Here is a 19201-nt window from a genome sequence, read left to right as displayed (position 1 = left end):
CCATGTCATGGTGGATTGGGGGGACGGGGACATTCCCAGATGCAGATCGCACGGATGCTATTCGTGGGCTTGGCGGCAGCGAGCCTCGGCGGCTGCGGCGCCAGCCTGCCGAAACTGTCGACGGGCTCGCTCTTCGGCGCCAAGACTGAAACGCCGATCGACCGCGACAACGATCCCGCGACGCGCACGATGGACGTTGCCGCAACGTCTGCCCGCGCGATCAAGTGCGGTTATAATTTCGATCCCGCAAAGCTAAAGACAAGTTTTCTGACGACTCAATCCGCGGGCAACCCGGCCGATCTGCCCAAGCTCACGCAAATCTACGATGCGTCCTTCAACACAGTCTCGAAGGCTCTCGTCGACAAGCCAGACTATTGCACGTCGGAAAAGACAGCCAAGATCAAACTGGCATTGAACCGGCATCTGGCGGGCGACTATACGCCTTCGCCGCCTGAGCCGGTTGAAGACGACAGCCTGTTTGGAGGCTGGGGACAGCCGTCGCCTGATGGCCATGGCGCCAACATGCAGCAGATGATGCAGTAATCTGCGTGCGGTTTCCTGCTCGGTGACACCGCTTCGCTCCAGTCCGTCGATCCGGATCCTATTCCGTGCAACAGATTTTGTGGGCTGAAATCGTCATCAAGGCCATCACGGGCGGACTGCTCGTTTTTGCGCCGCTGACGGCGTTGGCGTTTCTCGGACTCGAACGGCCGAACACAGGCTTCTGGCCCAGGCTGCTCGGCGCGGTTACGCTCGGCATCGCTGCAGGCATCTGGATCGGGTTGCAGTTTCCGGAGGCTAGGGGCGCGATCGGTCCAGGCGGCCTGATTGCGATCAATCTCGCCGTGGCCGGGGCGCTGATCGCTCCCCTCATCCTTGGCAAGGCGGCTCCATCGCGACGAGGCAAGTTCATAGTCGCCTTCTCCGCCACCTTGCTCCTAGTGCTCTCGTTTCTCGAAATCGCACACGTGTAGACACTCGGTTCATGTGCGGCCTGTAACCGTCGCCTAACGATTGCCCTCTAGAAAAGAACGTCTATCGAGCGCGCCAGTTCGGTCGTGCCGAACTCTTATGGAAAAATCGCTATGCACGCTGCCGCCCGTTCGGTCAGTTCGCTCAATCTGGAAAAACCGGCGAAGACGGCACCGCGTGCTCTTGGGCGCGAGAGCATTGAGCCACGTCTCGATCTCAACCTCATAACCGAGCGAAGCGCATTCGATGCGCTTGAGCCCGAGTGGAACGCCCTCTTCGAGCGCGCGGCAAGATCGATTCACGTGTTCCAATCCTTTAACGTCTGCTGGCATTGGGCAAACCACTTCCTCGCGCAAGAAAGCGGCAAATCCGCTCCCCGCCTCGCGATCCTGACCGGTCGCCGCAACGGCCGCCTGATCATGATCTGGCCGCTCGTTTCGGAGCGCATGCACGGTGTCACGCAGACCTATTGGATGGGTGAGCCCTTGAGCCAATACGGCGACGCTCTGATCGATACGGACTTCGACGCCGTCGAGACCTTGCGCGCCGGGCTGGAATTTCTCCGCAAAAATCTGTCGTCGGATGTTCTGCGTTTGAGGCGCGTCCGCGCCGACGCGAACATCGCGCCGCTCATGGCCGAAATCGGCGCGCAGGTCGCGGATGAGCAGATCGCGCCCTACATGGATCTTGCGAGCGCCAAGGACTTTGCGACGTTCGAAGAACGCTTTTCGGCTAAAATGCGTCGCAATCGCCGGCGGCTGATAAAACGCCTGGAGGAAAAAGGCCTCGTCGAATTCCTGCGACTGCGCGGAGGGACCGAAGCGGGCGAACTCGCAGCAAAAGCGATTGCGGTCAAATCTCTTTGGCTCAAGGATCGCGGCTTGGTTTCGAGCGCCCTCAACGACAAAAGGACGGTTCGGCTTTTCCAGGATCTCGCCGAAGGCAGGGATAAGAAGGTTCCCTGCGTTGTCTCGATCCTCAAGACCTGCGGACAAGCCGCCGCATTCGAAATTTCCTTCACATGCAAGGGTCGCCTCGTCGTGCATGTGATGGCATTCGAACTCGCGCACGAAAAAGCCGGTGTCGGAGTGCTGCTTCTCGAACAGAATTTGAAAGCGGGGTACGAAGAAAAGCTGGCCGTCTACGACATGATGGCGCCCGGCGACGCCTACAAACTCGATTGGTGCGACGAGTCCGAGCCGGTCGTCGATTGGGTGAAACCCTTGAGTGCCAAGGGCTACCTCTATGCTCGCGTGTATCTCGGGTTTCTGCGCACCCGCCTGAAGTCGACGCTCAAATCCATGCCGAAACCGCTTCGTCGCCTGATGCGCCAGGGACTTGGCAGCGCTTCGGTACCAAGCTGACTGACAAAATAAGCTGCGCCGTCCTATTTGACGCCGAGCTTCTTCTGCAAGCTCGACGATGACGTCGTGTACTGGAACATCAGCTTCTTGTCCGGATAGACGACACGATGGGCAGCCTGCGCCATCAGCGCCGCCTCGTGGAAACCCGACAGAATGAGCTTCAGTTTTCCGGGATACCAGTTGATGTCGCCGATGGCGAAGATGCCCTTCTCGCTCGTCTCGAAGCGCTCCGTATCGACATGAATGAGGTTCTCATGAAGATTGAGGCCCCAGTCCGCAACCGGCCCGAGCTTCATCGTCAACCCGAAGAACGGAAGCATGGCGGTGCACGGAACACTCTCCACACCATTCGCGGTCTTGACCTGAACGGCTGAGAGTTCGCCGTTCGCACCTTCGAGTGCCGCCACCTGACCGATCAAAAGCCGGATGCTCGCCTCTTCGACCAGCTTGCGCATCTTCTCGACGGAATGGGGAGCCGCGCGAAATTCGTCGCGGCGGTGCACCAGCGTCAGGCTTCTGGCGACAGGTGCAAGGTTCAGCGTCCAATCAAGGGCACTGTCGCCACCGCCGACGATGACCACGTCCTTGCCGCGCATCTGCTCGATTTTGCGTACCGAGTAGAAAACGGATTTTCCTTCGTAGTCTTCGATCCCGGCGAGTGGCGGTCGCTTCGGCGTGAAGGATCCGCCGCCGGCGGCAATGATCACGACCTTCGTCAGAAATTCCGTCCCGGCATCCGTCGTCAGGCGAAAGCGCCCGTCGGCCTCGCGGCTGAGCGTATTGATCTGCTCGCTGAAGTGAAACTTGGGGCTGAAGGGCTTGATCTGCTCCATTAGCCGCTGGGTCAGTTCCTGGCCGGTGACGATCGGCAGAGCCGGAACGTCATAGATCGGCTTTTCCGGATAAAGCTCGGCGCATTGCCCGCCCGGACGATCGAGAATATCGACCACATGCGCCTTGATATCGAGAAGCCCGAGTTCGAACACCGCAAAAAGTCCGCACGGCCCTGCGCCGATGACGACGGCATCGGTCTCGATGATCTCGGAGGTCTTCGTCGCCTCTGGTGCCGGCGCGGTCAGGGTCATTCCAAAGCCCAATAACTATTGCTGTCAGAACTGCTTCTCGGGGACGCGAACGACAAGCCCGTCCAACGCATCGCTGATCTTGATCTGGCAGGAAAGCCTGCTTTCCTCCCGCACATCGAAAGCGAAATCGAGCATGTCTTCTTCCATCTCGGACGGCTTGCCTGTCTTCTCGCGCCAGGCTTCGTCAACATAAACATGGCACGTCGCGCAGGCGCACGCTCCACCGCATTCTGCCTCGATACCGGCAATATCGTTCAGCTTGGCAGCCTCCATGACGGTCAGTCCGTTTTCCGCCTCCACCGTCTGGCTCTCGCCGTCGGGTTGGATGAACGTGATTTTCGTCATGGTTACGTGCGCATCCTGTCGCTATTTCGCAAACCCGACGGTGGGTTTGGCTTTCTGAGCTGATTGGAAGTTACGATAGCGCGCACACTTAGAGGCACGCTTGCGGCATTTCAAGCCAAAGGGCTTTCGGCACCCTGAGACAAGGCGCTCCCTGTAGCGCAACCTCGAATGCCTGAGCCGCGGTCGGAGTTCAAGATAGCCCGTAGGCGTTCCGAATGAATGCGCAGGCCTCGGCTGTGGCCAGCTCGATCCGGGAAATGGCTTCCGTGCAGGCCTCCGAGCCGGCATTAAAGGTCAATTTCTCCGCGTCCTGAGCGATGTCGCCGAGCTGGAATGCCCCGACCGTCCGACATGAACCCTTGAGCGTGTGAGCAGCCACTTTCCAGTCCTTCTGATTCGCTGCGGCGCGGAGAGCTGCTATCGTCTCCGAAAGTTGCGTCATGAATAAAGAGAGTATTTCTTTTTCAAGAGCTTGATCACCGAACGTGTATCGCCGGAGATGCTGGAGATCGACCGGCTCGGATAAGTCTGCGGCTGACCCAGTCGGCCCCGGGCCGTGTGCCAAGATTGGCGCTCTCTGCATCGAACTCCCCGAGATTGCGACCCATTTCCTCATTGCATCGCGGCAAAAGCTCTCAGATTGTGGCAAATGCGGAATAACTCTGGGTAAAGTCGAAGCGTCTATTTCGAAGAGTTTCGTCAAGAGATATTTAGGTATGGCCGTTCAACCGCGTTACGCGTCGGGGCGCTCTTTTTGACGGCGCGTTTGCCGTAATCCAGCCGCAAACGTCGCGATAGGCTGCTAAGTGCCGAGGATGCATAGGCATTTCTTATCATCGGATAGGTCTTTCCATTTTGCGGACGGTTAGAAAGTCCGATAGTGTGCAAAGAGAGTTCCGGCTGCCCCGGGCGCACGGGGTCTGTTTCTGATTGCCGGTTTGAGTGGGGGGCGTTGCGCAATGTCGCAAGATCAAATTGCGAAGCTGATGGCTATTGCCGGGAGGGCGCCTGCAACGGCGACACCGGTCGAGCCGACGCTTGGCCAGCCAGCGTCCGACAAAGAGGCGCGCCCCGTTTCCGCCGCCATGCCCGCACTCGCCCTACCCCCACCTCTGTTGGGCGGACCGCAACTTTCCGAACAGGCGAAACCTGAAAAACAAGCGCCGGCAGAAGATCCGCCACAGCGCCGCGTCGCGCGCCGTCGCCCCGCAGGCCCCGTTCGCGGCAAGATCGCCGCCAACGACGACGTTCCGAGCATCGGCGGGCTCATCTATGCGCTCGAGCAAAAACCATCGAGCAAAGTCTTTCGCCTAGCCACCATCGGCAGCATCGTCTGGGCGATCGGCGGTTTGGCGATCGGCGCTTTGACTCTTGTGCCGCAGTGGCAGGCTGGGGCCTCCCTCGGGACGCTCCTGCTGCAGCCCGCGGCATTCTACACGGCGACGGCGGTGATCGCACCGATCGGCATCATCTGGCTGCTCGCCCTGCTCAGCTGGCATGTCGCGTCGCTCGCGCTCAAATCCTCCACGATGAGCGAAGTTGCGATCCGCCTTGCCGAACCCGACCGCACTGCGGAGCAATCGATCGCGAGCCTCGGCCAGGCGGTTCGCCGTCAGGTCTCCTTCATGAACGACGCGGTCTCTCGGGCGCTCGGTCGTGCAGGGGAGCTCGAAGCGCTCGTTCACAACCAGATCGCCGAACTCGAACGCTCCTACGAGCAGAACGAGCAGCGCATCCGCGACCTGATCAAGGAGCTGAGCGGCGAACGCCACGCTCTCGTCGACACATCGACCAGTGTCACCGACACACTCAGAACGCTCGGGACAGAGATCCCGATGCTGATCGAAAAGCTCTCGACGCAGCAGGTTACGCTCTCGCAGATCATCAGCGGCGCCGGCGAAAACCTGGCAAACCTCGAAGGATCGCTCGCGACCGCGACCGGGCGCTTCGAAGGCACCGTTGGCGCCCGTACCCAGCAGCTGCAGACGGTACTCGAAGATTATACCGCCGCTTTCGCGACGGCGCTGGGCGCTCGAACGGAACAGATGCGTCTGACGTTCGACGGTTACATGCAGACACTCGATACGACACTCGGCAATCGCACGGAAAACCTGCAGACAGTCTTCGAGGAATATGCGCGCGCCCTCGATACCACGCTGTCAAACCGGGCTCAGGCCCTCGATATTCAGCTCGTCGAACGCACCCGCTCGCTCGACGAAGCCTTCCAAAAGCGGCTCGATCTGTTCGACGACCAGATCATGCGCTCGACAACGGCGATCGACACGGCAGTCAGCGAGAAGGCCTCGTTGCTGACGAATGCTCTCGAACTCCACGCGCACTCGTTCCGCGAAACAATCTCGCGGCAGGCGGCGGACCTCGACGACTCGGTGATGAATGGCATCAGCGCCGTCCGCCGCACCAGCGAGAACATCACCCGCCAGACGATGAAGGCGATCGACGGCCTCGCCAAGCAGTCGGGCGCGTTGCAGAACGTGGCCGAAAACCTCTTCTCGCAAATTCATGGCGTGACGGATCGCTTCGAAAGCCACGGTGAGCAGATCCTGAAGGCCGCGAACGTACTCGACACTGCAAATCTCAGGATCGAGTCCACGCTTCAATCGCGCCATGCCGAACTCAGCAGCACACTCGACCGTTTCTCCGGCAAAGCCGACGAATTCGGCCGCACGCTCGCTGGATACTCCAACGATCTTGAAGGCTCCCTGTCGAATATCGAAGTGCGCGCCCGCGCTATCGCCGAAGAGCTTCGCGATGGGGCCGAAAGCCGGTCGCGCGTGCTGATGGCGGAACTCGACCGCGTCAAGAACGAAACGGAAGCCCAAAGCGACCGCGTGATCGCAGACCTCCGAACCCGCTTCCATAGCGTTTCCGGGGATCTGTCGCGGGAATTCGAAGCCCTCTCGTCCCGGCTTGCCTCCGCGTCGGACGAAACCCGCGAACGCGCCGCCGAGGCGGCTGCGACTCTTGCCCGCGAGCAGGCCCGCATCCGCGAAGAAGCTGCGCGCCTTCCTGCGTCGACTCGCGAGACCGCTGAATCGATGCGCCGCGCGCTCCAGGATCAGCTCCGCGCCATCGAGCAGCTCAATCAGATCTCACAGCGCGCCAACGCCCCTCGCGATGTCGTTCGGCCGGAACTGCCTGGCACGGCGCGCTCACCGGTTTCGCTCACCTCGGCGCTGGTCCAGCAGGGGTCGTCCGCAAGCCGTGGCAAGACGTCCTCGTCCCAAGACGGCCGTGAATCCTGGTCACTCGGCGATTTGCTGGCGCGTGCGTCGCACGAAGACGAAGCCCAATCCCAAGCCGCCCAAGCGCAGGATCAGAGTGCGCCGCCGAATGCTGCCCCTGCCCGGCTCGACATTGCAACTATTGCGAGGGCTATCGATCCGGCTACCGCGTCCGCCATCTGGGGTCGCATTCGCGCAGGTCAGCGCAACGTCCTGGTGCGCAGCATCTATGCGCCGGAAGCGCGGGCCCTTTTCGACCAGATTTCGAACCGTGTTCGGATCGACCGCGATCTCGAGCAATCGATTTTCCGTTATCTGACCGACTTCGAACGCATCATCAAGGATGCCGAGGCACGCGATCCGAGCGGACGCACCGCACAGAACCACCTCGTATCGGATACCGGCCGCGTCTATCTGTTCCTCGCCCATGCTGCAGGGCGCATCCGCTGATCACGCAATGATTGCAAAGGTTGCGGGGCGTGCTGTGAAACACCGCAACTCTGGCCATTGCTGATGTCCCCTCTCCGCATTGACGCTCAAAGCGAGATCTGGCCGCTCAAGGACGCCTTCACGATCTCGCGCGGATCAAAAACAGCGGCCCACGTCGTCGTCGTCACGGTGCGCGATGGAGATTTCGCGGGTCGCGGCGAAGCCGTCCCCTATGCGCGCTACGGCGAAACGGTCGAGGGCGTGCTGGATCAAATTCGCGACGCGTCCGCAACCGTCAACGCGCGCAGCGACCTTACGCGTATCCTCAAACCAGGCGCAGCGCTCAATGCCCTCGATTGCGCTTTCTGGGACCTCGAAGCGAAACGCACCGGCCGCACTGTTGCTGACCTCGCCGGATTAGCCGAGCCCGAGGCTGCGTACACGGCTTACACGATAAGCCTCGATACCCCCGAGGCTATGGCCGCAAAAGCCGCCGACGCCCGCGATCTTCCGATCTTGAAGCTGAAGCTCGGCGGCCCAGACGATGTGGACCGCATGCGCTCCGTACGCCTTGCAAGGCCGGGCGCTCGCCTACTGGTCGATGCCAACGAAGCGTGGACACCAGAAACACTGCCTGAGCTGATCGCAGTCGCCGCCGAGTGCAAGATCGAGGTCATCGAGCAGCCGCTTCCGGCTTCGGCAGATGAAGCTCTCCGCTCTATGCCGCATCGGGTGCCGATCTGCGCCGACGAAAGCGTTCACACGGCCGCCGATCTCGATCGCCTGAATGGCCTCTACGATGCGGTCAACATCAAGCTCGACAAGGCCGGCGGTCTCACCGGGGCAATGGCGTTGGAGCGTGCGGCCCGGCAGCACGGCCTCAAGGTGATGATCGGTTCGATGGTTGCAACCTCCCTTGCCGTCGCGCCGGCGATGCTTCTCGCGGCAACAGCGGATTGGGCCGATCTCGATGGTCCGCTGCTTCTGGCACGGGACCGCCAGCCGCCGCTCCGCGTCGGGAATGGCCGGATATCTCCGCCTGAGCGCGCGTTGTGGGGATGATGTGCGTTCAGGCCGCTGGCCGTGGGACAAGCACAGCGCCATTCCAAATCTGAAGGAGTCGCAGCGCCGCCCCTAGCGACACCGCGGCAATCGCCGCCATCGCGACATATGAAAGAGGACCGGCCTGGGCATAAGCGTAGCCGGCAATCAGCGTCGCAACGCCCATCGCGACACCCGCCGACACCGTCGCATAGAGAGCCTGCGCGCTCGCAGCCCTGTCACGCGGCACGGCGTCATGAATAAAATGCATCGCTCCGATATGTGACGCTCCGTAGGTCACACCATGCAGGAGTTGTAACGGCACAAGGATCGCAAGCGACGGATCGCTGGCGAGCGTCAGCCAGCGCAGGATGGAGGCGGCTCCTCCAATTGCGATCAGCCGCGCAGCTCCGAATTTTGCAACGACGCGCCCGGAAAACGTAAAAAGTAGAACTTCGGCAAAAACGCCGATCGCCCAGAGCGTTCCACACCACGCCGCTGACAACCCCTGTTTCTGCCAGATGAGCGTTCCGAACGTGAAGAACGTGGCATGGGCCGCCTGTGCGAGTCCCGCTGCAATGAGAAACAGCCGGAATTCACGCTGCGCCAAGAGTTCGCGAGGTTCGGCGATCTTCCAGAGCGGTTGCGGATTGTCGGCGGGCAATACCGGCTTGCCGCCCACGTTCGGCACCTGATACGCGGCGACCAATGTCAGCGCACAGCCGATCGCGATGAGCCAGATTCCTGCGCCGCCTCCGAACTTCGTGATTGCGATGCCGCCCACAAAGCTCGCCGCCACGAAGCTCAGTGATCCCCAAAGCCTGAGGCGTCCATAATCTTGTCCTCTCTGCCGCGCGCCCTGAACCGCGATCGTGTCGATCAGCGGCATGATCGTCGAATTGCTGATCATCAGCAGGATCGCGAAAATCAGAATTGCCCAGAACGACCGCGACACGGTCAGCATCAGCACAAACGCCAACGCCGCCCATGCGAGCCCGATCAAGGGACGGCGATGAAGTCCGCTACGGTCGGCAGCCACGGCAACGGTCGGGGTCACCAGGACGCGAACGAAAAGGGGAGCGGCGATCACGGTGCTGATCTCGCCAGCCGTCAATCCCTTCCAATCGAGCCAAACAGGCATGAACGGCACATACATGCCGTAGACAACGAAAAGCGCGCCGTAGAAGAGAGCGATCGGCACAGCGAATGCGCCTTTATCCTCAATACCGGTCACGTGCGACCCCTCGAAATGCTCAAAGACGAGCCAACCATGTAGCGGAAAGATGCGAATTTGATACGACCACCGGCTCTGCACGGCTTATCGCTGTGGATGTCATGGCAACCCCTGCTCATGCCACGAGAATCGCATATGCGTTGAGTGTTTTTTGCGGAGCACAAACGACGATGCAGCCTTTGTCTCTACCGGTCGCAGAGGACGCCGACACCGAATACCGGGCGATTGAAGCGACGCTTCTGGAAACCGCACGCGGCCGGTGGTTCCTGGCCGAGCATGGCCGTCGCGCGCGCCGCCTCGACAGCAATCTACTCGAAGACGCGATCAAGCGACTCCAGAATTCGTTGCGCGAGCCGCCGGCGCTTTTGGGGCAACTCAAGGCGGAGATCGAGACGCTCAAGGCAAGCCTCGCCGAGACGCGCGCCAGACTCATGGCCCGACCGACTGTCGATGAGAGCATCCTGCCGACCCATGCCATCCTGAAGGCGGCGGAAGATATCCACGACATCGCCTGGTCGCTGCAGGCCAATCCCTTCGATCCGAAAGGGTGTGAGGAAATTGCGCGCAACGCCGGAAAGCTCTACGCGATGAGCCAGTCCCAGGCGGCCCAATCGCACCGCGCCGTTGCGGCGGCCAATACCTTGGATGCCGCCGCAACGAAACTCGAGGGCATCCTCGAAAGCGTCCTGCACGAATTGAAGATTGATGACGGCGCGTAACAGATCCGACAGCTGGATCGGGAATAAAAAAACCGGGCGCGAAGCCCGGTTTTTTGTTTGCAGGAACCGAGGGAAAAACGCGGCCTACCACCTCGTCCGCATACCGACCGAGAACAGGTCGACGGACGCCTCGACGGTGCCGGTATATTCACCAAACTGTGGACCCAACGGACTGTACAGATCGATGCCGCCGTCCTGGATGAAGATGTGCGAATAGGCCACGTCCAGTGTGATCGCATCGCTCCACTTGTAGCTCGCGCCGACGCTCAGCCAGACCCTGTTGTTGTCTGGGATTTGCACGAGCCGTTTCGTCGCATCATCGATCGGTGAAATTTCGTAAGCGACGCCACCGCGCAATGTCAGCGTCGGTGAATAATCGTACTCGCCACCAACCGAGAAGAACCAGCCGTCATCCCAATTCGCCTGAATCCCCAACTCGCTCCCGCCTGCCGAGAGCGTAAGATCCTTGAAGCGGCTCCAGTTCGACCACTGGACCGTCCCGAGTAAACGGGTTGTCGGCGTCATGACCTGCCGCAAGCTCAGCGTCACAATATCGGGCAGATCGATCGTCCCGACAGCGGGCACTCCTGTCCCGCCCGTAATGGCCTCCGAAGAGAATGAACCTTCCAGATCGTGAGTCATCTGCGATCGATACCCCAGGCCGATCGTCGTGCCTGCTGTCGGCTCGATCGTAATGCCCGCTGTCGCACCGAACGCCCAGTCAGTACCGCCAAACTGCGCTATCGACGTTGTCGGGTCGCGGAATTGCAGCTTGCCTTGCGCCCATTCGATCTGGATGCCGGCACCGATCGTGATACCCGGTGCAATCCGATAGGCGATCGTCGGGTTGGCATTCACAGTCAGGAGTTTTGACGTCACGCCCAGATACGAACCAGGATAAAACGTGTTTTCGGGCTTCGTGGCCAAACCGAAGGGCGACGTGATCGCGATGCCCAGCCACAAGTCCGGCGCGAACTGATAGGCGCCGTAGCTTGAACTGCTCGTTGCGTCGATGCCGATGTTGCCACTGCTGCCTGGCACCGGACTATCGATATCGATATTCCCATACGGCAGAATAAGCGTGTAGGACGATTCCGTGTTGAGACCGGAAAATTGCGCGGTCGAAGCCGGGTTCCAGAACATCGAGCCGAGGCTGCCCCCGGCGGCTGAGCCTGCCGACGCAGACCCCATGAAAACCGTTGACTGCTCGTGAATATCGAAGCCACCCGCCGACGCCATCGACGTCGCTGCCACCAGGGCTAAGAGACTAAGACTTCCTGTTTGCAACAAAGTCCGAACGCACGGTGAAGTCGGCATTGTGATTGGGCCCCCAAGGCGCCGCAGGAAGCGCCTTCTCTCCATTTTGCCACAATACGCGAACCGTGCAGTAGACCAACGCATCTTTCCAACAACATCGATTCGATTCGGCAAGAAACCCGCCGTGTGTGCCAGTAGCGCAACAAAAAAAACCGGCCCGCGAGAAGCGGACCGGTTTTGCCAAGCTCCGTTCCACCCTATGAAACGAGCTTAGCGCTCCCCCCGGAGATGTTGACCGGCCACAAGTGCCGGAGCCGGGCGCAAGCTGCCAAAGTGAAGACAGCATCGCAAGCCCTGACGGCAACGAAGGAAAATGAGTCCACATCAAAGGTGCGCGGACGCCACAGCTATCGCTGCAATGCAACAACGAAGCTCACCGCTGATTGCGAGCAATTCAGTGCTCGTGCGGCGGCTTTCTCAATGCAAAATGATGATCGACCGGCCCGTTGCCTTTGCCGACGACCCGATGCCGGCCGGCATCGAGCGCCTCCCAAACAAAGGATTTGCTACGCGCAACCGCTTCTTCGAGCCAGCGGCCAAGCGCGAGATTGGCCGCGATGGCCGCTGAAAGTGTGCAGCCCGTGCCGTGCGTGTTCCGTGTTTCGACCCACGGCCGCCGCAAAACATGATGCGTGGCGCCATCGAAAAGAATGTCGACTGCCTCGGCACCGCACGCGTGCCCGCCCTTCAAGAGAACGGCGCCGCAGCCGAATTGCATCAGCTTCTCGGCATCTCTGCGCATGTCGGACTCCGACTGGGCCGGCAATCCGCCGAGCAGCTTGGCAGCTTCGGGAATGTTCGGGGTGATCAGAAAAGCTCGCGGAATGAGATGCTGCCGCACGGCATCAATCGCGTCGGGCGCAAGCAGGACATCCCCGCTCGTCGCAACCATGACCGGATCGACGACCACGGGAACGGACGGAATTTCCGCGAGAAGCCGCGTAACGATCTCGACCGTCGCCGCGTCGCCCAGCATGCCCGTCTTGACCGCGGACACGGCCAGATCCGACGCAACGGAGCGAAACTGAGCGGCAATGAAATCCGGCGCGATGCCGAGAACGCCCGAAACGCCCATCGTGTTCTGTGCGGTCAATGCCGTGATGACGGAAGCACCATAGACGCCGAACGCCGAAAACGTCTTTAAATCGGCCTGAATGCCCGCGCCGCCCGACGGATCGGAACCCGCAATCGTAAGCGCAATCGGCGGCGCTGCGGCGGCCATCGGCTCTATCTCCTCCGCGGTCAGGGCGTTCCCTTCTGCAGGATCTGGTTTCCAAGATCGGCCGGCGTCACGAGCGATTCAATCTTCGTTAAGCCCGGAAAGTTTTCGATCATCCATTGGCTGAACCAGTTCTGCGCGCCGAAAATGAAGAGCAGCCCCATTGCGATCAACAGAAGGCCCATCAGCTTTTCCAGCGTCGTGAAGTGCTTTTTGAAGCGCTTCATGAACCCGAGGAACGGCCGTATTGCGATTGCCGCGAGGACGAAGGGCACGCCCAATCCGAGCGAGTAGGCGAACAGAAGTTTCACCCCAGCCCAGAGGCTGGTCTCACTTGCCGCCAGCGTCAACACCGTCGCAAGCACAGGGCCGATGCAGGGCGTCCATCCGAACGCAAACGCGAGGCCCATGATATAGGCACTGACGAAGCTTGCTTCTTCCGCCGCGTGCGAATAGCGCGCCTCGCTATAAACCAGCGGAATCCGGAAGACGCCGAGAAAGTGCAGCCCGAAGAGCACGATGACGATGCCCGCAATCGTCCCGAGCGAGGCGCGATAGGCAAGCAGCACCTGCCCGATCGTGCTTGCTCCCGCACCGAGCGCCACGAATACGGTCGTAAAACCCAGAACGAAAAATAGCGATGATATGACGACGCGTCCCCACACGCGCCGGTCGACGGCATCCTCGCCCGTCAGTTGGTCGAGAGTTGTGCCGCCAATGTACCCAAGGTACGGCGGCACGAGAGGCAACACGCAGGGAGACAGGAAGCTCGCGAGCCCGGCGAGGGCGACCCCGATGTAGATATGGGCGTCTGCAAGCATTCTATCGATCCACTTCCGCGCGCCCTCGGCGCATGAACTCCCCTCAGCGCGCAAGCGCCGCAACGCCCGGCAGCTCACGCCCTTCGAGCCATTCGAGGAAAGCGCCGCCGGCTGTCGAGACGTAAGTGAAGTCGTCCGTAACGTTTGCGGCGTTCAAGGCCGCGACGGTGTCGCCTCCGCCGGCGACTGAAACCAGCTTCCCGGCTTTCGTCAGGGCCGCCGCAGTGCGCGCAACCGAGAATGTCCCCTCGCCGAATGGCGAAATCTCGAACGCACCCATCGGACCATTCCAGAGCAGTGTCTTGACACTTTCCAGAACTTCCGTGACATGCGCGACCGACTTCGGCCCGACATCCAAAATCATTGCGTCGAACGGCACGTTGTCGATTTGAACGACTTCGCTCGCCGCCCCTTCCTTGAACTCTCGCGCGATGACTGCATCGACAGGAAGAATGATGTCACATCCCTTGTCTTTGGCTTCCGACATGATGTCGCGCGCCGTTCCTGCAAACTCAGGTTCGGCAAGCGATTTGCCGACCTTCGTGCCTGCCGCCTGAAGGAATGTGTTGGCCATACCTCCGCCGATGATCAGTTTGTCGACCTTGGCGACAAGGTTTGTCAGCACCGGGATCTTCGTCGAAACCTTGGCGCCGCCGACGAGCGCAGCCGTGGGGCGTTCCGGCTTTTCGAGCGCCGTTCGAAGCGCGTTGATCTCTTCCATCAGCAACGGGCCGGCGTAGGATGGCAGGTTGTGTGTGATGCCCTCGGTCGAAGCATGCGCACGATGCGCGCACGAGAACGCATCTCCAACGAAGATGTCGCCGAGCTTCGCAAGCGCTGTCGCAAATTCTGGATCGTTCTTTTCTTCGCCCTTGTGAAAGCGAAGATTTTCGAGCACCGCGACGTCGCCGTTCTTCAGCGATTGAACGACCGCTTCGGCGGGCGCTCCGATGCAGTCCTCGCCGAATTTCACCGGACGGCCAAGAAGGTTCTGCAGCGTCGCTGCCACGGGACGCAGCGACAGGTCAGGATCAACCCCTTTCGGTCTCCCGAAATGCGAAATAACGACAACTTTCGCACCGCGCTCGGCCAGTGCCTTCAGGCCCGGCACGACGCGCTCGAGACGGGTCGCGTCCGTGACCTTGCCATTCTTGATCGGCACGTTGAGATCGGCGCGGACGATCACGCGCTTACCTGCGACGTCGATGCCGTCCGTAGTCTTCAGCTTGTCCAGATTCATACCATGCACCAGTACGTTTGAGCATCAGCCGGCGTTACGCGCTTCACTCAACCCGCTTACGAAGCGACTGCCTGCCGGGCGATATCCGCGACGTGTACCGCCGTGATGCCGAAATGCTCGAAGAGTTTTCCAGCAGGAGCCGACGCACCAAACCCCGACATGCCGACGAACTTGTCGGATTTTCTCAGCCACTCGTACCAGGATTGGGCGACGCCTGCTTCGATGGCGATGCGCGGCGCTTCGCCGAGAATGTCATTCTGATAGCTTTCAGGCTGCGCGCGGAAAAGTTCGAACGATGGCATCGAGACCACAGCAGCTGAGATTCCCGACTTCGCCAACTCCGCCGCCGCTTCGACTGCAACGCCGACCTCAGATCCCGTTGCGAGCAATGTTACGTCACGCTTGCCCTCGGGGGATTTGATGAGATAGGCGCCCTTCGCACTTCGGTTCTCGGAACCGTCGCTCCGGAGATTCGGAACCGCCTGCCGCGAGAGCGCCAGGATCGACGGTGTTCTTTTGGCAGCGATTGCAAGCTCCCAACACTCGGCCGTTTCGATGCCGTCGGCTGGCCGGAACACGTAGACATTCGGAATGGCGCGGAGCGCACTCAGATGCTCGACCGGCTGATGCGTCGGCCCGTCTTCCCCGAGCCCGATCGAATCGTGCGTCATCACGTAAATGACACGCTGCTGCATCAATGCCGACAAGCGGATCGATGGGCGGCAATAATCGGTGAAGACCAGGAACGTGCCGCCGTATGGAATGAACGAGTTCGACAGCGCGATGCCATTCATGGCAGCCGCCATACCGTGCTCGCGCACGCCGTAGTGCACATAGTTGCCTGCAAAATTCTCGGGCGTGACCGACGCATGATGTTTCGTCTTCGTGCCGTTCGAGCCTGTTAGATCGGCCGAACCGCCGATAAGCTCCGGCAGGGCCGGAACCAGACGCTCGAGCGTCAATTGCGACCAGACGCGCGTCGCCCGCTTCGCCGTGTCGGCCGCGAATGCCGTCTTGGCCTCCGCGATCGCGGCAGCCACTGCCGTTTCGATCTTGCGGCCGCCGATCAGCGCCTTCGCTTCGGCGTTTGCCGTCGAAAGTCGCTTTGCCCAATCGGCGTAAACTTTCGTGCCCCGGCTGCCGACCGCGCGCCATGCCGATAAAATGTGATCCGGGACGTCAAACGGCTGATACGGCCAATCGAGCCGTTCACGTGTTGCCTTGATTTCTTCCGCGCCGAGTGGTTCTCCGTGCGCGGAGGATTTTCCGGCCTTATTGGGCGCACCGTACCCGATGACGGTCTTGCACGCGATCAGCCACGGCCGTGAGGTATTGGCCTTCGCAGCCTTGATGGCCGCCGCGATCGCCGTCGGATCGTAGCCGTCGACGCGTGCGGTATTCCAGCCGGACGCCGTGAAACGTTCGATCTCGTTGTCGGAAACGGACAGGCTCGTTGCGCCGTCGATCGAAATCGAGTTGTCGTCCCAGAGAACGATCAGCTTACCGAGCTTCAGGTGTCCCGCGAGCGAGATCGCTTCCTGACTGATGCCTTCCATGAGGCATCCGTCACCGGCGATGACGTAGGTATGATAATCGATGAGATCGTTGCCGACACGTGCTGCGAGCAACCGCTCCGAAAGCGCGATGCCGACGGCGTTCGCCAGCCCCTGTCCGAGCGGACCGGTCGTCGTCTCGATGCCGGGCGCGTGACCATATTCAGGATGTCCGGCCGTCTTAGAGCCGAACTGCCGGAAATTTTTCAGCTCATCGATCGTCATGCCGGGGTAGCCCGTAAGATGCAGCAGCGCATAGAGCAGCATCGAGCCGTGCCCGGCCGACAGAACGAAGCGGTCGCGGTTAGCCCACGAAGGAACCGCAGGATCGAATTTCAGTGCCTCTGTGAACAGCACAGTCGCGACGTCGGCCATGCCCATTGGCATTCCTGGGTGGCCTGAGTTCGCCGCTTGCACCGCATCCATGGCAAGCGCGCGAATGGCGTTGGCCATGTCGCGAACGCTTGGGGCTGGCGACGTCACCACCTTGCTTTGGGCTTTGCTCATTTGTTCCGTCGATCCCGTCTAATGGCGTCTGGTGCACAGTCGTGAAACTTTGACGGACATTTACCGGGCGAACGGGGGGCCGTCTACCGCAGTCACCCCCTCGGCGGGCGATAAAACCCCGGCTTTTCCTGCTCTTGCCAATCGATGACCAAGTGTCACGCCGCGCCAGCTCTGGATTTGGACTTTGTCTCGCGCTGCGTCGACTCGGACTGCGCGAGATTGGCCTCTTCTATCTCGTCTTCCCGGAACAGCTTTTCGAGCATGGCCTGAGAGGAACGCGCCCGTTCGACAAGCTTTTCGGCGTCGGAGGTCAGTTTGTAATCCTCGTTCAGGCGCCGCTCGTCGTGGTCCCGGAAGGTATTGACCGTACGTTCGGCCACTCGTTGCGAATAACCGAGCCCCACCAGAAGAAGGCGCGTCAAATCGAGCGATGCCAGGAACGTCTCGCGCCGCAGGGCGGTCACACCGAGATCGAGCAGCCGCATGGCGTGCATACGGTCGCGGGCGCGGGCGTAGATCGGCACATGCGGATAGCGGATCTTGACGATTTCGGCGGCGCGCATCGACGCTTCGACGTCGTCGATCGCCAAAACAAATGCGCGCGCCTTTCCGATTTGCGCCGCCTCAAGAACTTCCGGACGGCTCACGTCTCCGAAGAAGGCTTTGTTACCGAAGCGCTTGACGAACTCGATCTGCTCCGCGCTGATATCGAGCGCGGTAAACGGAATACCTTTGGCACGCAAAACGCGGGCCGTGATTTGACCGAAACGGCCGAAGCCCGCGATGACAACGTGTCCGTCGTTCTCGGGGATCGGCTCGAACGCGCGTTGCGGAGCGTGCTTCTTGAAAAGCACCCGTTCGAGCATCAGCAGGATCGGCGTCATCGCCATCGACAGTGTCACGACGACGGCCAGGATTTCGGAAGGCCGCGTGCCGAGCACGCCAGCGGCCCGACCAACCGATAGCAGCACGAACGCGAATTCTCCGCCTTGAGAAAGCGCAATGGCCAACCGGCGCGCAGGCCCCGATTCAAGCCCCTGCCAGCGGCCAAGGACGAAGAGAATAAGAGCCTTCGCCGCGACCAGAGTCGCGGTTAGTATCGCGATCAGCGCCGGCTCGGATACCAGCAGCTTCAAGTTGAGCGACATCCCGATCGCGGTGAAGAAGATGCCGAGCAGCAATCCTTCAAATGGCGCGATGTCCGCCTCGAGTTCGTGGCGATAGCTGCTTTCTGCCAGCAGCGCGCCGGCAATGAACGCTCCCAGAGACGCGGAAAGACCGACCGCCTCCATGATCAGCGTCACCCCTACGACCGTCAGCAACGCCGCGGCGGTCATGGCTTCCTTGACTTTCGACAGCGCGACGATGCGCAGCAAAAAATCAAGCACGTAGCGTCCAACGATGACGACGGCCGCGATCGTCGCCAGTCCTTTCGCGAAAGCCAGATAGTCGATGTGCGGTGTCTGATGCGTGGCCGTCACGGCAAAATAGGGAGCGAGCGCGATCAACGGGATCGCGGCGAGATCCTGGAAGAGCAGGACCGAGAACCCGAGACGGCCATGTCGCGTCTGGAGTTCACCGTTCTCCTCCATCACCTGCAGCGCAAATGCCGTCGACGACAGAGCCAATGCCGCGCCCGCGAACAGCGCCGGCTGCCATTGCGTATCGAAGAACACTATTCCGATGAGGCCGAGCGCGATCGCAGTCAGCACGACTTGTGCCGAACCGAGGCCGAACACCGCTTGCCGCATCGCCCATAAGCGCTTCGGCCTCAACTCTAAACCGATAAGGAACAGCAGCAGCACAACGCCGAATTCGGCAAAGTGCAGAACCTGCTCGGCGTCCCGCTCCGAAAAGAGCGCGCCGGCGCCGAATGGGCCAAGCAAGACGCCGGCAACCAGATAGCCGAGGACGGCCGCTATTCCGAGCCAGCGCGCCAGGGGCGCAGCGAGCGCCAGAGCGGCAAGTAAAATCGCCAGTTCGTTGAGAGTCACTCACGTTCCTCATCATTATGGGTCGGCTATATAGGAATGCACACGCCAGACGCGAAATACTACAGGATCGGCCGGCGCACGAATCGGCCGCGGACCATGCCGCAAAAAGCCAGACTTTA

At 60.8% G+C, this 19201-nt stretch carries 16 protein-coding genes; 6 read left to right on the top strand and 10 right to left on the bottom strand.

Annotated features, from left to right (window positions below; translation table 11 throughout):
* Positions 1-39 precede the first annotated feature (39 nt).
* The 3 genes from HYPDE_RS07055 (at position 40) to HYPDE_RS07045 (ending at position 2336) form a co-directional block, all read left to right on the top strand.
* Positions 40-543: a hypothetical protein gene (locus HYPDE_RS07055; protein WP_015597722.1), complete on the top strand. Its 504-nt coding sequence runs from the start codon at positions 40-42 to the stop codon at positions 541-543.
* A 65-nt stretch (positions 544-608) separates the two neighbouring features.
* A complete protein-coding gene (locus tag HYPDE_RS07050; RefSeq protein WP_041320124.1) occupies positions 609-974 on the top strand; it encodes a hypothetical protein in 366 nt (121 codons plus the stop codon).
* 111 nt (positions 975-1085) lie between these two features.
* The gene (locus HYPDE_RS07045) at positions 1086-2336 is read left to right on the top strand and encodes a GNAT family N-acetyltransferase (protein WP_015597720.1); all 1251 of its coding nucleotides are present in this window, start codon (positions 1086-1088) and stop codon (positions 2334-2336) included.
* A gap of 23 nt (positions 2337-2359) precedes the next feature.
* Here the strand turns inward: HYPDE_RS07045 and HYPDE_RS07040 are convergent, their stop codons facing one another.
* The 3 genes from HYPDE_RS07040 to HYPDE_RS07030 all read right to left on the bottom strand — a co-directional run bounded on the left by HYPDE_RS07040 (position 2360) and on the right by HYPDE_RS07030 (position 4349).
* Positions 2360-3421, bottom strand: a complete 1062-nt coding sequence (locus HYPDE_RS07040; protein WP_051111979.1) for an NAD(P)/FAD-dependent oxidoreductase — start codon at positions 3419-3421, stop codon at positions 2360-2362.
* A 24-nt stretch (positions 3422-3445) separates the two neighbouring features.
* Complete coding sequence (locus tag HYPDE_RS07035) at positions 3446-3766, bottom strand: 2Fe-2S iron-sulfur cluster-binding protein (protein ID WP_015597718.1); 321 nt, start codon at positions 3764-3766, stop codon at positions 3446-3448.
* 190 nt (positions 3767-3956) lie between these two features.
* Positions 3957-4349: an Hpt domain-containing protein gene (locus HYPDE_RS07030; protein WP_015597717.1), complete on the bottom strand. Its 393-nt coding sequence runs from the start codon at positions 4347-4349 to the stop codon at positions 3957-3959.
* Positions 4350-4725: 376 nt separating this feature from the next.
* On the opposite strand from HYPDE_RS07030, the gene HYPDE_RS07025 reads away from it, so the two are divergent.
* Entirely contained in the window at positions 4726-7458 is a 2733-nt protein-coding gene (locus HYPDE_RS07025) for an apolipoprotein A1/A4/E domain-containing protein (protein ID WP_015597716.1), read from the top strand.
* 63 nt (positions 7459-7521) lie between these two features.
* Positions 7522-8499: an N-acetyl-D-Glu racemase DgcA gene (gene dgcA / locus HYPDE_RS07020; protein WP_041320122.1), complete on the top strand. Its 978-nt coding sequence runs from the start codon at positions 7522-7524 to the stop codon at positions 8497-8499.
* A gap of 7 nt (positions 8500-8506) precedes the next feature.
* Here the strand turns inward: dgcA and HYPDE_RS07015 are convergent, their stop codons facing one another.
* Positions 8507-9712: an MFS transporter gene (locus HYPDE_RS07015; protein ID WP_051112060.1), complete on the bottom strand. Its 1206-nt coding sequence runs from the start codon at positions 9710-9712 to the stop codon at positions 8507-8509.
* A gap of 170 nt (positions 9713-9882) precedes the next feature.
* Between HYPDE_RS07015 and HYPDE_RS07010 the strand changes: the two genes are divergently transcribed.
* Positions 9883-10431, top strand: coding sequence for a hypothetical protein (locus HYPDE_RS07010; protein ID WP_015597713.1), 549 nt, complete (start codon positions 9883-9885; stop codon positions 10429-10431).
* Positions 10432-10515: 84 nt separating this feature from the next.
* Here the strand turns inward: HYPDE_RS07010 and HYPDE_RS07005 are convergent, their stop codons facing one another.
* From HYPDE_RS07005 to HYPDE_RS06980, 6 genes are all read right to left on the bottom strand, one after another.
* Positions 10516-11748, bottom strand: a complete 1233-nt coding sequence (locus HYPDE_RS07005) for an OmpP1/FadL family transporter (RefSeq protein ID WP_051111978.1) — start codon at positions 11746-11748, stop codon at positions 10516-10518.
* A gap of 394 nt (positions 11749-12142) precedes the next feature.
* Positions 12143-12970, bottom strand: a complete 828-nt coding sequence (gene thiD, locus HYPDE_RS07000; protein WP_015597711.1) for a bifunctional hydroxymethylpyrimidine kinase/phosphomethylpyrimidine kinase — start codon at positions 12968-12970, stop codon at positions 12143-12145.
* Positions 12971-12990: 20 nt separating this feature from the next.
* The gene (locus HYPDE_RS06995; RefSeq protein WP_041320120.1) at positions 12991-13788 is read right to left on the bottom strand and encodes a cytochrome c biogenesis CcdA family protein; all 798 of its coding nucleotides are present in this window, start codon (positions 13786-13788) and stop codon (positions 12991-12993) included.
* 43 nt (positions 13789-13831) lie between these two features.
* Positions 13832-15028 carry a phosphoglycerate kinase gene (locus tag HYPDE_RS06990; RefSeq protein ID WP_015597709.1) on the bottom strand — a complete coding sequence of 399 codons (1197 nt, stop codon included), beginning with the start codon at positions 15026-15028 and terminating at the stop codon, positions 13832-13834.
* Between the two features lie 56 nt (positions 15029-15084).
* On the bottom strand, positions 15085-17088 hold the full coding sequence (tkt, locus tag HYPDE_RS06985) for a transketolase (protein WP_015597708.1): 2004 nt from the start codon (positions 17086-17088) through the stop codon (positions 15085-15087).
* Between the two features lie 155 nt (positions 17089-17243).
* Entirely contained in the window at positions 17244-19082 is a 1839-nt protein-coding gene (locus HYPDE_RS06980; RefSeq protein ID WP_015597707.1) for a monovalent cation:proton antiporter-2 (CPA2) family protein, read from the bottom strand.
* Positions 19083-19201 lie beyond the last annotated feature (119 nt).

The organism is Hyphomicrobium denitrificans 1NES1 (assembly GCF_000230975.2).
Lineage (GTDB): Bacteria > Pseudomonadota > Alphaproteobacteria > Rhizobiales > Hyphomicrobiaceae > Hyphomicrobium_B > Hyphomicrobium_B denitrificans_A.
Note: the sequence above shows the minus strand (reverse complement) of the source record. Positions and strands in the feature narration are given on the sequence as shown.

Coding starts and splice junctions, on each gene's coding strand:
- dgcA (WP_041320122.1), top strand. CDS start 7,522: ATGTCCCCTCTCCGCATTGACGCTCAAAGCGAGATCTGGCCGCTCAAG.
- HYPDE_RS07025 (WP_015597716.1), top strand. CDS start 4,726: ATGTCGCAAGATCAAATTGCGAAGCTGATGGCTATTGCCGGGAGGGCG.
- thiD (WP_015597711.1), bottom strand. CDS start 12,970: ATGGCCGCCGCAGCGCCGCCGATTGCGCTTACGATTGCGGGTTCCGAT.
- HYPDE_RS07040 (WP_051111979.1), bottom strand. CDS start 3,421: ATGACCCTGACCGCGCCGGCACCAGAGGCGACGAAGACCTCCGAGATC.
- tkt (WP_015597708.1), bottom strand. CDS start 17,088: ATGAGCAAAGCCCAAAGCAAGGTGGTGACGTCGCCAGCCCCAAGCGTT.
- HYPDE_RS07055 (WP_015597722.1), top strand. CDS start 40: ATGCAGATCGCACGGATGCTATTCGTGGGCTTGGCGGCAGCGAGCCTC.
- HYPDE_RS06995 (WP_041320120.1), bottom strand. CDS start 13,788: ATGCTTGCAGACGCCCATATCTACATCGGGGTCGCCCTCGCCGGGCTC.
- HYPDE_RS07030 (WP_015597717.1), bottom strand. CDS start 4,349: ATGCAGAGAGCGCCAATCTTGGCACACGGCCCGGGGCCGACTGGGTCA.
- HYPDE_RS07045 (WP_015597720.1), top strand. CDS start 1,086: ATGCACGCTGCCGCCCGTTCGGTCAGTTCGCTCAATCTGGAAAAACCG.
- HYPDE_RS06990 (WP_015597709.1), bottom strand. CDS start 15,028: ATGAATCTGGACAAGCTGAAGACTACGGACGGCATCGACGTCGCAGGT.
- HYPDE_RS07035 (WP_015597718.1), bottom strand. CDS start 3,766: ATGACGAAAATCACGTTCATCCAACCCGACGGCGAGAGCCAGACGGTG.
- HYPDE_RS07010 (WP_015597713.1), top strand. CDS start 9,883: ATGCAGCCTTTGTCTCTACCGGTCGCAGAGGACGCCGACACCGAATAC.
- HYPDE_RS07005 (WP_051111978.1), bottom strand. CDS start 11,748: ATGCCGACTTCACCGTGCGTTCGGACTTTGTTGCAAACAGGAAGTCTT.